We start from the raw sequence: 13,195 nt of genomic DNA on the forward strand, positions 1-13,195 counted from the left end.
AGTGCACGCCAGTGCCGTAACGCCGCTTCGAGCAGTACGAACGTACCCATCACGTTCGTTTCGACGAAGGCGCGGGGCCCGTCGATGGAACGGTCGACATGCGACTCGGCCGCGAGGTGAAACACGATCTGGGGCTGGTGTTCGGCGAACACCGCGGCCATTGCATCTGCGTCGGCGATGTCGGCCTGTACGAAGGTGTGCCGAGGCGAGTGGAGTACGGCGCGGAGTGAGTCGAGATTCCCGGCGTAGGTCAGCTTGTCCACGGTCGTCACCTGGTACCGTGCCGACTGCACGAGACGGTGCACGAGGGCAGAGCCGATGAAACCGGCGCCGCCGGTGACGAGCGCCCGCATCAGATGAGGCGTCGTCATGCCGGCACCACGCTCTCAGCAAGACCGAACCCGGTACGCCCGAAACCATTGCCGTTGTAGAACATCAGCAGCCGATTGTCGATTCGCAGCACGTACGGATAGGCGATGCTCTCACTGTCCCACCCTGTTGCTGCGCACTCGAGTCCGAACAGCTCATCGTACCGCGACCACGAGATGCCATCGGTTGACACTGCATAGCCGCCACGATAGCCGCGGGACGCATCGGTGCGAAACGCCACGATGTCACGACGCGAGTACCACATGTGGTAGACAGATCCGATACGCAGTACGGACGGACGTGCCGTCGCTTCGACCGGAGTGGCCGGCGCAATGCAGCTCACACCATTCCGTGTCCAGTCGAAACCGTTGCCCGATTCGGCGTACCTGATGTGATACCGGATCTCCGGTTTCCCGTCGACCATCGCCCACTCGGTGCCGGACGTGTACCAGCAGCGCCACCGGTCGTTCTCTTTCGTCACCTCCACGGCCCCGGTGTAGTAGGGCTCGTCCTTGGTGCGGTCCAGCACCGCGCCGTCGAAGCAGCGCGTGAAGGTGGTTCCCCCGTCGCGGCTGACCGACACCCCGATCGCGTTTCGGGTATGCACGGTGGTACTCGGATTCCAACCGATGTGGTACATGTAAATGTCGTCGCCGATACGGCGAACAGCCGACACGTTGGCTCCGCTGTCGTCGAACGTTCCGACCTTTCCGATATCCAGGACGGGGCGGTCGTGCACATACAGGACCTTCGTCGGATCGGTCGACGATACGTCGACAAACGTCGTGCGTGTCATCCCGCGCGCGTCGCGGACCCCGAAGTAGACGCGAATGGTGTCCGCATCGAGCAGCAGCGGGGTCGGCTTGTGGCAATGCGACACATCGAAGCCGTGGGCTCCGGTCGGAGCATACACCAGCCCGAGTCGCTGCCACGCGAACGCCGTGGGTGTCACGCGACGGCCACCGGCGTAGCCTGACGCGCGGACTCACGGGCGGCGCGCTGCAGCGTGTCGAGTTGTGTCGTCCGGCGTCCGTACGCCTTGGTGAGCACGTCGAGCGCGGCAGCGGCGGATCGTGAGGCCGCTTCCACGCTCGCGGCGAGGGGTTCGGGGGCAGGTCCGCTCAAGGCGGTTGCGGCGTCGGCCGGTACCGCGTGCAGTACCGCCTCCCATCCATCGCTCAACTGCACCCACTTGAACGAGTAGCGATAGTCGACCCCGACTTCGTTGAGCACCTTCGGAATGGTGATCATGTCGTCCCACAGGTGGTACAGGCAAATGGCGAGGCGCGGCTGGAAGTGCCGCAGCGTGTTCACTGCACCACGCAGCGCGGCAACCTCCGCGCCTTCGATGTCCATCTTGATGTAGTCCACGCGGGGGAGATTCGCCCCGACCACGTAGTCATCGAGGCGAATCGTCTGCACGCGGTCGCCATCGGGTTCACGACCAAAGATGGAGGTCGAGCCCTGCGAGGCGCCGCGGCCCATTACGATCTCGTCGCCGGTCTTGTCCGTCAGGGCCAGCTTGTTGAGCGTGATCTGCTCTTCGGTGAGCCCATTGCGTTCGCAGTTGTGCACCAGCAGCTGGAGGTTCTCGTCGAGCAACTCGAAGCTGTGAATGTGGCAGTCGCCGGCGAGCTTGTGGTGGTAGAACACGGCCGTGTCGCCGATGAAGGCACCGGCGTCCACAATCACGTCACCCGCTCGAAGCGTATTGTCACCGTGCTCGTACTGGTTGTACTGGATGTCGTGTACGCCCAAGAACCAGTCGTATCCGAGGAGCGAGAAGTCGTAACCCTGCGACACGAAATCGCGCACGAGATAGGGGCGCCCCTCGAGGGTCTCCGGTGTACGGGTCTCGTGCTTCACCCGCTGAATGGTCGACGTGTAGAGTCCACGCTCCACCGGGTTCACCAGATCGATCTTGGCCCAGCGCTTGAGAAACCACGTGAGGAAACGCGCGCGATCAGCGACCGGCAAGCGGCGATACAGATTGGCATCGATACTCGCGAAGTGTGGTGTGTACTTCTCGTACCAGGTGCAGAACTTCGCCAGATCCGCCTCGGTGATGCGCGGCAGCAGGGAGGCGATATCGAGGAGCAGGGTCATCGGGCAGCCTCGGCGCCGGAAGCGCTCGTGGAAAGGTGGCGTGAACGCATGATGAACAGCGGACGATTCAGGAACTCGCCCAGACGGTCGTCCCGCTGGACGTTCTGTTCGTCCAGGGGACGGAAAGTGATCTGTTCGCCGTCTCGCACGGCGATCCCGATGGCATCGATATCCCAATCGGCTTCGCTGCTGCGGCGCACGAACTCGATGAGTTCCGCCTTGGTCCCGTTGGCGAACAGCGGACGGTGCCGGTCGCCGCGCCAGTTGAACCCCAGCTGGAAAACGAGCGTGCGGCTGGTGCGCGCGATGGTGGCCAGCGGCGCAAGCATGGAAGCCTTGGCCGCGTCCAGCGACAGGGAGTGATCGCCGTAGTCGTCGCCGAGGTGGTGCAGCACATTCAGGAGCAGCGTACAGTCGACCGCCGGCAGGTCCGACGTGGTGAACTCCACGTACCGGGCGTGCGTCGCGAGCCGTGCCTCGAGCGCCAGTTGCCGCGCCGCTTCGTGGACGAAATTGTGATGGGCCACGTTCCCTTCGAAGTAGTCGACGCGAGTCGCACCTGCCCGGAGCATTTCGAAGCTGAAAAATCCCGTGTTGCCGCCGATATCAGCGGCGTGCAGGCCATCGAATGCCACATGGCGCGAGATGAAGTCGAACCGCTCGCGCTCGTAACGCGACTTGGCCGGTACCGGGGCAACGCCCAGCAGCCGGTTCACGTCCGGGGCCAGTGTCTGGTAGTTGCTGTGCTTGCTCGTGGCCTCGTAGAGGTCGCGCAGGGCAATGGTCGTCATGAGGCGGCACTGGCAAGAAGTTCCGCCCGGTGTAATGCCAGCGTATCCGGACGGGCGAACAGGTCACAAGCGGCGATCCTCGCGTATTCCGCGACGAAGGATTCCGCTGTGAACGCGTGATAGGTGACGGGCTGGCCGGCGGGACCGAGGCCGCCCGACCAGAAGTAGTACGGGAGCGGTTCGGACGCTGGCCGGGGTACGTCCGTGGCCACGCCGTAGTCGGCCAACCAGGGGGTGAACAGGTCGACGCCGCGGTCGAGCGTGAACTGCATGGGCCCCCAGAGGCGCGGATTGGCCTCGATCATGACGGCGCGGCCGGTTCGACGACACTGGCGTACCTCGATCATGATCAGACCATGGAAGCCGATGCCGCGCAGCATACGCACATACGCGTCGGCCTCGGCGGATTCGTGAAACGTGTGCGCACGGGCCAGGATCACCGATCCCCCGTCGCGCTGCTGCAGGAGATTTTCCTGCGCGATCGCGGTGACGGTGCCGTTGCGTGCAACATGGAGCAGCAGATAAACGCTCGACCCTTCCACGTACTCCTGGTAGAAGTAGGCGTCGGGTGATTCGTTGGCCGTGAAGCGACTGCGTTCGGTACTGTCCAGCACCAGGTAGGGCTTCACGCGCCCTGCGCGCGAAATCCCATAGGTGCGCGGCTTCGCCACGAATGGGCCGTCGGCCGGCGGAGTGGACATGCTGGCTGGCACCGCAATACCGTGTTGCGTGCAGAGCCTGGTAAACGCTTCTTTGTCGGACAGCTGCCGGTAGAGCGACTCGTCCACCAGTGGCACGAGCGCGCCGATGGCCTCCAGTGCATCACGATGGGTGAGTACGACGCGATTGAAGAATTCCGCGGAGGGCACCAGCAGGACCCGATCGTATCCGTGCGTCGCACGCAGCGTCGTGACCCAGCCGGCGATATCGTCAACGGAGAGGGCGTGATGCTCACGCAGCAGCACGCGGTGGCTGCCATACGCGGTGTGTGCGATGGGATCGGCACCGGCCTTGCCCACCAAGTGCACGGGCACGCCGGCGGTTGCGGCCCAGCGACAGAGGGCCACCACCGCGCGCGTATTATACCCCGAGAGGCTCAGAAGACCGGCGCGCATACACTGCACTCTGCGAGCACGCCAACGACGCGTCGCACGTCATCGTCGTCGAGCGCCGGGTAGATGGGCAGACAGATGACCTGCTCGGCAAGGCGCGTCGCCACGGGCAGGTTGGTGGCCGTGGCACTCGGCAGCCCGCGGTACATCGGGAATGAACTGACGAGCGGATAGAAATAGCGCCGTGCCATGATGCCGGCGCGCTTGAGCTCCGCATAGACGGCGTCACGCGATATGCCGTATTCCGGTTCGATGAGAATCGGGAAGTACGAGTGATTCGCATGCGACTGTCCCGCCGGCTCGACGATCCGAATGCCGGGCACATTGGCCAGTTCGCGGCGGTACAGCGCATCAATTTCGGCGCGACGCGCGATAGCGCCGTCGATGTACTTGAGCTGCAGTAGACCGAACGCGGCGTTCACCTCGCTCATCTTGCCGTTGATCCCGGCGGCCACGACGGTCACTTCGTCCACGAAGCCGAAGTTCTTCAGATGGTCGATGCGCTGCTTCGTTCGAGCGTCAGGGGCCACGATAGCTCCTCCCTCGAAGGTGTTGAATACTTTCGTGGCGTGGAAGCTCAAAATGGAGAGGTCGCCGGCGGTGAGTACGCTGTCGCCCTCGCGCCGAACGCCGAACGCATGCGCGGCATCGTAGATCACCCGCAGGTTGTAGGCATCGGCGATACGCTGGATGGCATCGATGTCGCAGGGATTGCCGTAGCAGTGCACCGGCATGATCGCGGTGGTCTGACGCGTGATCGCCGCCTCGATGCGCCGCGGATCGAGATTGAGCGTCACCGGATCGATGTCGGCGAACACCGGCGTGATACCGTTCCACAGCAGCGAGTGCGCGCCGGCCACGAAGGTGAACGGGGTAGTGATCACTTCACCGGTGATGCGCAGCGCCTGCAGGGCCGTTACCAGCGCGATGGTCGCGTTGGTGAACAGCGAGATGTAGGGGACGCCGAGGTAGGTGCAGAGCGCCTCCTCGAGCTGGCGGTGCATTGGTCCGCCATTGGTGAGGATGCGATTCTCCCAAATCTGCTCGAGGTACGCATGAAACTCCTCGAGGGGTGGGAGAAAGGGCTGGGTGACCGTGATCGGGCGCATGTCAGGCCGCCTGGATCTCGGGGTGCACCATCAGACACTCCTCGATCAGCGCCGCTTTTTCCGCGGGATCGAGCGATGAGGCGGACACCTTGGCCAATACATCCGCCACCGCCTGTGTGCGACCAGCGGCGGCATGCATACGGATCACGGCCATCCACGTGCGTACGCGAATGCGCTCTTTGTCTGTCGCACCGAGTGGGCTCCAGGTGCTGTGTGCATTCTCACGCCGCACGGCGCCCATCAGTGACTCGAAATACATACCCGGACCGAACGTGCCGAGGTACGACGTGAGAAACTGATCGCCGATGGGTGCAAGGGCACGCTCCGGCGGCATGGAATCGAATTGGCGCCGGAACACCAGCGTGGGGAGCCAGAAGAGTCGTGCAATCCCCATCAGCTGACGCGGCGTGAATACACGCATCTCTCGCGTGGCGATCCACGGTCGGATGGAGAGTGCCGATTCGACGAAATGGTAGTAGTTGTGCGCGCAGCAGGAGAACTCCCGATGCTGCTCGAGAAACGATACCTGCTGCTGCAGCTTGTCTGGCGCGATCCAGTAGTCGTCACCTTCGCACACGGCCACGTAGGTGCCGCGCGCCTCCCGCAGCATGAGTTCGAAGGGGCGCACGCCCTTCCGGAACTGATTCTCCACCTGCAGTGTGGCGCGGATAATCGTCGGATACCGACTCTGCCACTCACGGATGATGTCAGCGGTGCGGTCGGTCGAGGCATCCTCGTGCACGAGGATTTCGAACGGGAACACGGTGTCCTGCGACAGAAAGCCGCGGAGCGCCTGCTCGATGTACCGCTCGTGATTGTAGGTCGTGCAGATGATGCTCACGACGGGCGTCGAATTACCGTTCCATCGTGTCAGCAGTTCGTGCTCGGTGAAGACGGGCGGCGTGGCAATCGTGGCGGCAGCGGCCCCCAACCCCTCATTCACTTTCGCATCGGCTTCCGCAAAGCGACCCAGCGAATGCAGGCACGTCGCCTGGAGGCCGCGAACCGCCGCCGGAGTCTTCGCCCCGAGACGCTGTTCAATCTGGTCGAAAGCCAGGAGCGCGAGCATCGGATCGCCGCGCTTGAGCGCGGCAGCGCCCAGCTCAGGCAACGCGGCGAGGTCGGCTCGCGCGATGTTTTTCGACAACTCAGCGGGGGACGTCGACACAGGACACCGAGGAAGGGGACGTTCGGAAGCGGCAGAAAGCGGTCTCCCTCGACTAAAGCATCAATTGTGCCAAAGCTAAACCATTGTAAATAAATCGTTTATGCAATTATGCGCACCGCCGGAACGGGGCAAAAACGCACCGGATATGGCAATTCTTGCCGTACGAACCGTCGAAGCTTCCAAAACTCCCGTATCTGCCGTAGAAACGGCAGGAACTGCCGGGGTGACTCGCTTTTGCCGGCGTTTCTCCTCTGCGTGCGTATGGTAAATCTATGCAGAATAGAGCTTTACGGTTTGGCACAGGCCGTGCTTAGAGACGGGTGACTTCAGCCCCGTCCTCTATGTCGCCAATCGAGTCGCCCATTACCAGCGCCGCTAACCCGGAAACTCACGACCTGTTTCCGAGGGCGAGTGGAGCGCGCCCGCCCGTGCGCGTCCTCACTTACGGCACATTCGACCTCTTCCATATCGGGCACCTGCGCCTGCTGGAGCGCCTCCGGGCGCTGGGCGACCACCTCACCGTGGCCGTGTCCACCGACGAATTCAACGCCCTCAAGGGCAAGCGCTCGATCGTGCCGTACGCCGACCGCGCCGCGCTCGTGGCCGCGTGCCGCTATGTGGACGAGGTGATTCCCGAGAATCACTGGGAGCAGAAGCGCGACGATGTGATCCGGCTGGGCATCGACGTGTTCGGCATGGGTGGCGACTGGGAAGGGCGCTTCGATGAACTCGGTGAAGTGTGCAAGGTGGTGTACCTGCCGCGCACCGAGGGCATCAGCAGCACCGCCATCAAGGACCGCCTGAAAGGGTTCGACCCCGCCAGCTTCGAGGCGCTCAAGACCGCCATCGAGACCGCGCAGGCCGTGCTCGCGCGCCTTTCCTGATCGATTCGTCCTTCCTATATGAATGCTCCCTCTCCGCTGGCCATGGCAGCGCAGAAAACTCCGGCCAAAGACCGGCGTCTCGATGTCCTGAAGATGCGGCTCGACAGCCTGCACTTCGACACGGTCGGGCGCGACCTCGCGCACATTTCGAAGGCCGTGCAGAAGCGGCCGCTCGTGTTGTTCTTCGGGCGTCCCACGTTCAGCGACAACAGCAAGTACCTGTTTCTCGCAGCGCTGGAGGCGGCGCGCGACTACGAGGTGCTGTGGATGACCGGGACACCGGGGCTTGCCCGCGAGCTCACGGACCACGGACTGCCCTGCATGAACTTCCTGCAGAGCCCGATAGAGTCCGTACGCCTCATGCTGCAGGCCACGGTGGCCGTGTTTTGCGAGAACATGAATGCCGCGTTCGGTGGAAACAACCTCTTCGTCGGCGCCCTCGCCGGTGCGGAGAAGATTCAGTTGTGGCACGGGATCTCGGTGAAGCAGCTCGACCTCATGCTCATTCCGCATCTCGATGCCAATAACATGGGGTTCCGCAACGCGGTGAAACTGGCCACGCGCACGGATGTCTTCCTCAGCACATCGTCGCGTCTCGATGCCTTTTGGGCGGAGTCGTTCGGCAGCGCCCGGATGGTCCGCGCGGGACAGCCGCGTAACGCGGTGCTGCTGCGCGATCCCACGCCGCACGAGATGATCGGCGCCGCCTTGCCACCAGCGCAGCGCGCTGTCCTCGATGACGCCTCGGTGAAGAAGCTGATCGTGGTGCCGACGTGGCAGCGCGGCGATCCGCTCTTCATCAGTACGGCGCCGTTCTTCGATCGGATCGTGAAGTGGGCGGAACGGCACAACGCCGCCGTGTTCGTGAAGCAGCATCCGTGGGGTATCGGCGGCGCACTGCCCAAGGACGTTCCCGGACGCCTGTATTTCCTCGAGGCCGGTGTCGACGTGTATCCGTGGATGTCGCGCTTCGACGCGCTCATCACGGACTATTCGTCGATCATGTTCGACTTCCTGCTTACTGGGAAGCCGGTATTCACGTTCGATGCGCGTACGGAAACGGACTACGGTTTCGAGCCCGATTGGTCGCTCGTGCCGAATACGCCGTTCCGCTACACCTTCGATGCCCAGTCGATGGAGTCCGTACTCGACGCCAACTTCGCGGCGCACCCGCTGTGCGCGTCGCAGCAGCAGCTCTGCAACGAACTGTACGAAACGGATCCCCGTAGCGCGTCCAGCACGCTGCTCCGTCTCATCGATCACTGCAACAGCAGCGCGCTCACCCGCGACGTGCAAGTGATCGATCCCCGCACCCTGTCCTGAACCCGGTAGCTCTCATCATGTCCCGCAAACCCATCAGCGCGCCGGTAAAGCCCAAGGGATCCACGTCCATCGACGAGCAGATTCAGGCGCTCCAGCGACAGCAGGACGCTGTGCTGGCGGAGTGCCGGCTCGATCTGTTCGATCGTGAACTCGAGGAGTTGTCGCGCAAGACGTACAAGCGGCCGCTCGTGCTGTTCTTTGGGCGCCAGTCCTTCAGCGACAATACCAAGTATCTCTATCTTGAGGCGGTCCGTTCGCTGAGTGACTGCGATGTGGTGTGGTGCACGGCCAACACGGCGCTGGCGGCCCAGCTCACCGCGCACGGCCTGCCGTGTCTCGACATGACCGCCGATCCGGTGGTCACCACGCGCGAACTGCTCCAGTGTTCGGTGGCCGTGTTCTGCGAAAACATGCTGTCCACCTTCCAGTTCAATCCTGGGCTCGCCGGCGCGCTGGCCGGCGCACAGAAGATCCAGCTGTGGCACGGCATTTCGGTGAAGCATCTCGACCTCATGCTGCTGCCGCACGCCAATCCGCTTGATACGGCCTGGCGACGCACTATTCGCTACGCGGCACGCCCCGACGTGTTCCTCAGCACGTCGTCGGCCCTCGACAGCTTCTGGGTGCGCGCACACGGTGGATCGCAACTCGTACGCGCGGGACAGCCGCGAAACGCCGTGCTCTTCCGTGATCCCACGCCGCTCGAGCGTATAGGCGCGGAGGTCTCGCCATCACAGCAGGCCATTCTCGAGGCCCCCGATCGCCGGCGGGTCCTCGTTGCGCCCACGTGGAAGCGGGGGCAAGGACTATTCACGTCGGCGGGCGCGTTCTATCAGCGCTTGGCCGCGTGGGCGCGCGCGAACGATACAGTGGTGTTTCTCAAAGCCCATCCGTTTATGGCAGCGGCCGAGCGCCCCGCGAGTATCCCGGGCGTGTTCGAAGTGCTCGACGCCACGGTGGACGTGTATCCGTGGCTTACGCGCTTTCACGCCATGATCACTGACTACTCGTCGATCATGTTCGACTTCCTGCTCACGGGCTGCCCCATCTTTACCTACGAGCAGGCGTCGCCGGCTTTCGCGTTCGAGCCGGATTGGTCACTCGTACCGGACACGCCGTTCCGCTATCCGTTCGACGAGCGTACGCTGGAAGCGGTGCTCGACACCAACATCGCCACGCATCCGCTGGCCGCGTCGCAGCAGACAATGGCCGCGCAGCTCTACGAGACCGATCCGCGCACCGCCAACGAGGAGTTGGTGCGCGTGATTGTGGCGTGTCACATGGCTGCCGTCGATCGGCCGGTTGATGTCATCGAGATGGATGCGGAGGACGTGGCGCTGGTGTAGCGACGCACGCTTCGTGTAGCGCTGCATGCAGTAGCGGTACGGTGCCCGCCCAGTCGCGTGGCACCGGCTGTCGGATCAGCTGCATCGTGGGATACCACGGTGTGGTCGTGCCGTGCAGCCCCCATCGCCAGTCGGGGGCGTGCGGTACGAGCAGATACACCGGGACATGCATCGCGCCCGCGAGGTGCGCCACGCTCGTATCCACGCTCACCACGCCATCGAGTGACGCGATCAGACGGGCCGTTTCGAGCCAATCGCGGACGGCGGGCATTGGCGTAATGTGCGTACAGTCGGTGGGCACGGGCTCGCCGTATTGCAGCGAGATCCACTCGATTTCAGGTGTCGTGGTGAGCGCTGCCAAGTGTGACACGTCGAAGTCGCGTAGCACAGTGGCCGCGAACTCGGGATTGCCCTTCCAAACGATACCCAGGCGACGCCGCGGTCGCACCGCATTGACGTTGGCCGGCGCTTCGCCCTCGCCACGGAGATAGGGCGCGGCCCCCAGCATGTCGGCTCCCATGCGCAGTCGATGCGGCAACGAAAGCATCGGTACCGACCACTCGGCTTCTGGTACCGCGCTCAGTTCCACCGCGTGATAGCCACTCGCACGGAGCAGAGGCACAACGGGAGCTTCGCAGGCGATGGTAACCTCGCTCGCGCCATATGCTCGGAGCAGCGGGACATACCGTACGAAGTGGAACTGATCGCCCAGCCCCTGCTCGGCGACGGCCACAATACGTGCGCCGGTCAGCGATTCACCCTGCCAATCGCGTGTGTTCGCCAACGGCGCCGGACGCTGGCGCGCCTCGAACAACGCCCACCCGTCGGCGCTCACGCCGCGCAACAAGCTGGTGAACGCGTGTTGTAGGCGTGTCGGCGCGTGATCGGGGCGCGCCTGCGCCGCCCGATCCAGCCACGAGGTGGCGCCATCGAGGTCGCCGAGGGCATGGCGGATTTGCGCGGCGGTGAGCAGGAACGCCGGTTCATTGGGACGTGCGGCCAACGCCCGTTTCACGAGTGGCCAAGCGGCCTGTGGATCACCCGCAGCGCGGGTGGCACTGGCCAGTGCACTCCACGCCGCCGGGTCGGCGGGCCGGGCCGCGGCCACCAGAGTGAAGCACGCCCGTGCCTCGTCCGGCGCGCCGAGCGCCAGCAGCGTGGTGCCCAGGTCGTGTAACGCCGGTATATCGTTTCGATCGGCGGAGCGCCATACATCTATATATGCGTCGCGCGCCTCGAGAATTCGGCCAGCGAGTCGCCAGGCCTGTCCCGCCATGGCGGCTACCGCACCCACGCCCGGCAAGGCCTGGTGCACCTGACTGAATGCGCGGGCGGCATCGAGATACCGCCCGTCCTCGATGGCGGTTTGCCCCGAGGCGAGCCAGTGCGCCAGTTGCTCTTCGGTAAGGGTCATGCGTGCAGGGGGATACCCGGCGGAACGAAAAGTGGCTGAGTGTGCCGGGAATGTGAGAGACCGTGCCAATCTGTCCCGGAATACAACGAGGGCGCTAAAGGTTTCGCGACCCCAGACGAGAATAAAGGGGGACTGAGAAACCGGTCGTCGGTCTCAGGCGGGGCACGGACGCCCCGACTTTCACATCACGGAGGATTGTACCATGCGTATTAACACGAACGTTGGCGCGCTTGCCGCTTCCCGCAACATCTTCGTCAATCAGATGGCGACGGAAGGCAGCATGCGCAAGCTCAGCTCCGGTCTCCGTATCAGCCGTGCGGCTGACGACGCGGCCGGTCTGGCGATCGCCAACAAGCTCCGCACGCAGAGCCGTTCGCTGAACGTGGCGGCGGCCAATGCCGAGCAGGGCAACGCGATGCTCCAGATCGCGGAAGGTGCGGCGCAGACCATCCAGCGCATGATCGAGCGTCAGAAGGAGCTGATCACGCAGAAGTTGAATGGTACGAGCAGCACGGCCACCACCACGACCATCGAGAACGAAATCACCAAGCTCTCGACGGAAGTGGCCCGTATCGCCAATGTCACGTCGTTCCAGGGTATCACGGTATTTGCCAGCCTCACGTTCCAGGTGGCCGAAACGTCGACCAACGGCACCATCACCGTTGATGCGGCGCTCACGATTGGTGACGTGTCGCTTGCTGGTACGGCCACGCTTCAGGACGCCGACGACGCGATGGACGCCATCAACAGCGTGCTCGCCAACATCGGTGCCGGTCAGAACGTGCTCGACTACACGGTGCAGAACCTGAAGTCGACGGTCGTGAACCTCCGCGCTGCGGAATCGACCATCCGCGACGTGGATATGGCCGAGGAAATGGCAACCTTCACCAAGAACAACATTCTCTCGCAGGCGGCGCAGGCGATGCTGTCGCAGGCGAACCAGGGAGCACAGGGAGTCCTGTCACTCCTCCGGTAAGCGAGCGCGTTTCCTTCGTGGTGAACACCCCGGGGTCGGCGAAAGCCGACCCCGGGGTATGGGCTTAGTGACGTGACGGAGAGGTAATCATGGCAACGCCGTTGAACATCAGCGGGCTGAGTTCGAACCTCCAATGGGGCGAGGTCGTCGATGCGACGATCAAGGCCCTGGAGGCTCGAACGGTCACGCCGTTGACCACACAAATCGACAAGCGTACCGCGCAGAAGGACGCGTGGAACCAGTTCAAGACGCTCGTGGACACACTGAATTCCAGTGCGCTCGCGTTGCGTCGATCCGGCATTGGTGGGTACCTGGCATCGGTGCCGACCAGCCCGACGACTGGGCGCTCGTTGCTGACGGCCACGGCGAGCACATCCGCTTCGCCCGGTAAGTACCGGATGGAAGTGCTCCAGCTGGCGGACGACGCCAAGCTTGCCGGCGGCTCGGTGGCCGATGTGGCGGCCGCCCGAGGGCTGGAGGGATCGTTCTCCGTCAACGGGCGTAACGTCACGATTGCCTCGACCGATACCCTGCGCAGTATCCAGAGCAAGATCAACGCGACAAACACCGGTGCGAACCCGAGCGGCGTCACGGCCG

13 protein-coding genes are annotated in these 13,195 nt (G+C 63.7%); 5 read left to right on the forward strand and 8 right to left on the reverse strand.

The features are described 5' to 3' along the window. The 7 genes from ACIQ6O_RS06050 to ACIQ6O_RS06080 all read right to left on the reverse strand — a co-directional run. Window positions 1–353 (reverse strand): GDP-mannose 4,6-dehydratase (locus tag ACIQ6O_RS06050; protein WP_396206895.1); only part of this gene is annotated, 353 nt, incomplete at its 3' end. Between the two features lie 14 nt (window positions 354–367). Continuing rightward, the gene (locus tag ACIQ6O_RS06055) at window positions 368–1,321 is read right to left on the reverse strand and encodes a hypothetical protein (protein ID WP_396206883.1); all 954 of its coding nucleotides are present in this window, start codon (window positions 1,319–1,321) and stop codon (window positions 368–370) included. Then, window positions 1,318–2,475, reverse strand: coding sequence for an FkbM family methyltransferase (locus ACIQ6O_RS06060; protein WP_396206884.1), 1,158 nt, complete (start codon window positions 2,473–2,475; stop codon window positions 1,318–1,320). Before ACIQ6O_RS06060 ends, ACIQ6O_RS06055 begins: the two co-directional genes overlap by 4 nt. Then, entirely contained in the window at window positions 2,472–3,266 is a 795-nt protein-coding gene (locus tag ACIQ6O_RS06065) for a hypothetical protein (RefSeq protein WP_396206885.1), read from the reverse strand. Before ACIQ6O_RS06065 ends, ACIQ6O_RS06060 begins: the two co-directional genes overlap by 4 nt. After that, complete coding sequence (locus ACIQ6O_RS06070) at window positions 3,263–4,381, reverse strand: hypothetical protein (protein ID WP_396206886.1); 1,119 nt, start codon at window positions 4,379–4,381, stop codon at window positions 3,263–3,265. Before ACIQ6O_RS06070 ends, ACIQ6O_RS06065 begins: the two co-directional genes overlap by 4 nt. Continuing rightward, the gene (locus ACIQ6O_RS06075; protein ID WP_396206887.1) at window positions 4,363–5,487 is read right to left on the reverse strand and encodes a DegT/DnrJ/EryC1/StrS family aminotransferase; all 1,125 of its coding nucleotides are present in this window, start codon (window positions 5,485–5,487) and stop codon (window positions 4,363–4,365) included. Before ACIQ6O_RS06075 ends, ACIQ6O_RS06070 begins: the two co-directional genes overlap by 19 nt. A gap of 1 nt (window position 5,488) precedes the next feature. Next, the gene (locus tag ACIQ6O_RS06080; RefSeq protein WP_396206888.1) at window positions 5,489–6,634 is read right to left on the reverse strand and encodes a glycosyltransferase family 2 protein; all 1,146 of its coding nucleotides are present in this window, start codon (window positions 6,632–6,634) and stop codon (window positions 5,489–5,491) included. A gap of 449 nt (window positions 6,635–7,083) precedes the next feature. On the opposite strand from ACIQ6O_RS06080, the gene ACIQ6O_RS06085 reads away from it, so the two are divergent. The 3 genes from ACIQ6O_RS06085 to ACIQ6O_RS06095 are packed head-to-tail and all read left to right on the forward strand — an operon-like array spanning window position 7,084 to window position 10,208. Then, on the forward strand, window positions 7,084–7,539 hold the full coding sequence (locus ACIQ6O_RS06085) for an adenylyltransferase/cytidyltransferase family protein (RefSeq protein ID WP_396206889.1): 456 nt from the start codon (window positions 7,084–7,086) through the stop codon (window positions 7,537–7,539). An 18-nt stretch (window positions 7,540–7,557) separates the two neighbouring features. Further along, window positions 7,558–8,862 carry a CDP-glycerol glycerophosphotransferase family protein gene (locus ACIQ6O_RS06090; protein ID WP_396206890.1) on the forward strand — a complete coding sequence of 435 codons (1,305 nt, stop codon included), beginning with the start codon at window positions 7,558–7,560 and terminating at the stop codon, window positions 8,860–8,862. Between the two features lie 17 nt (window positions 8,863–8,879). Then, the gene (locus tag ACIQ6O_RS06095) at window positions 8,880–10,208 is read left to right on the forward strand and encodes a CDP-glycerol glycerophosphotransferase family protein (RefSeq protein WP_396206891.1); all 1,329 of its coding nucleotides are present in this window, start codon (window positions 8,880–8,882) and stop codon (window positions 10,206–10,208) included. Here ACIQ6O_RS06095 and ACIQ6O_RS06100 read toward each other — a convergent pair. After that, window positions 10,171–11,622, reverse strand: coding sequence for a tetratricopeptide repeat protein (locus ACIQ6O_RS06100; RefSeq protein ID WP_396206892.1), 1,452 nt, complete (start codon window positions 11,620–11,622; stop codon window positions 10,171–10,173). The genes ACIQ6O_RS06095 and ACIQ6O_RS06100 overlap by 38 nt on opposite strands. 202 nt (window positions 11,623–11,824) lie before the next feature. On the opposite strand from ACIQ6O_RS06100, the gene ACIQ6O_RS06105 reads away from it, so the two are divergent. Both ACIQ6O_RS06105 and ACIQ6O_RS06110 read left to right on the forward strand, forming a co-directional pair. After that, a complete protein-coding gene (locus ACIQ6O_RS06105; RefSeq protein ID WP_396206893.1) occupies window positions 11,825–12,598 on the forward strand; it encodes a flagellin in 774 nt (257 codons plus the stop codon). 89 nt (window positions 12,599–12,687) lie between these two features. Continuing rightward, the coding region (locus ACIQ6O_RS06110; RefSeq protein ID WP_396206894.1) for a flagellar cap protein FliD N-terminal domain-containing protein at window positions 12,688–13,195 on the forward strand (508 nt) is incomplete at its 3' end.

The organism is Gemmatimonas sp. (assembly GCF_044345575.1).
Lineage (GTDB): Bacteria > Gemmatimonadota > Gemmatimonadetes > Gemmatimonadales > Gemmatimonadaceae > Gemmatimonas.

Bases quoted from the DNA above. Each gene is read 5' to 3' on its own strand.
- ACIQ6O_RS06090 (WP_396206890.1), top strand. From the start codon at position 7,558: ATGAATGCTCCCTCTCCGCTGGCCATGGCAGCGCAGAAAACTCCGGCC.
- ACIQ6O_RS06065 (WP_396206885.1), bottom strand. From the start codon at position 3,266: ATGACGACCATTGCCCTGCGCGACCTCTACGAGGCCACGAGCAAGCAC.
- ACIQ6O_RS06100 (WP_396206892.1), bottom strand. From the start codon at position 11,622: ATGACCCTTACCGAAGAGCAACTGGCGCACTGGCTCGCCTCGGGGCAA.
- ACIQ6O_RS06075 (WP_396206887.1), bottom strand. From the start codon at position 5,487: ATGCGCCCGATCACGGTCACCCAGCCCTTTCTCCCACCCCTCGAGGAG.
- ACIQ6O_RS06070 (WP_396206886.1), bottom strand. From the start codon at position 4,381: ATGCGCGCCGGTCTTCTGAGCCTCTCGGGGTATAATACGCGCGCGGTG.
- ACIQ6O_RS06105 (WP_396206893.1), top strand. From the start codon at position 11,825: ATGCGTATTAACACGAACGTTGGCGCGCTTGCCGCTTCCCGCAACATC.
- ACIQ6O_RS06060 (WP_396206884.1), bottom strand. From the start codon at position 2,475: ATGACCCTGCTCCTCGATATCGCCTCCCTGCTGCCGCGCATCACCGAG.
- ACIQ6O_RS06095 (WP_396206891.1), top strand. From the start codon at position 8,880: ATGTCCCGCAAACCCATCAGCGCGCCGGTAAAGCCCAAGGGATCCACG.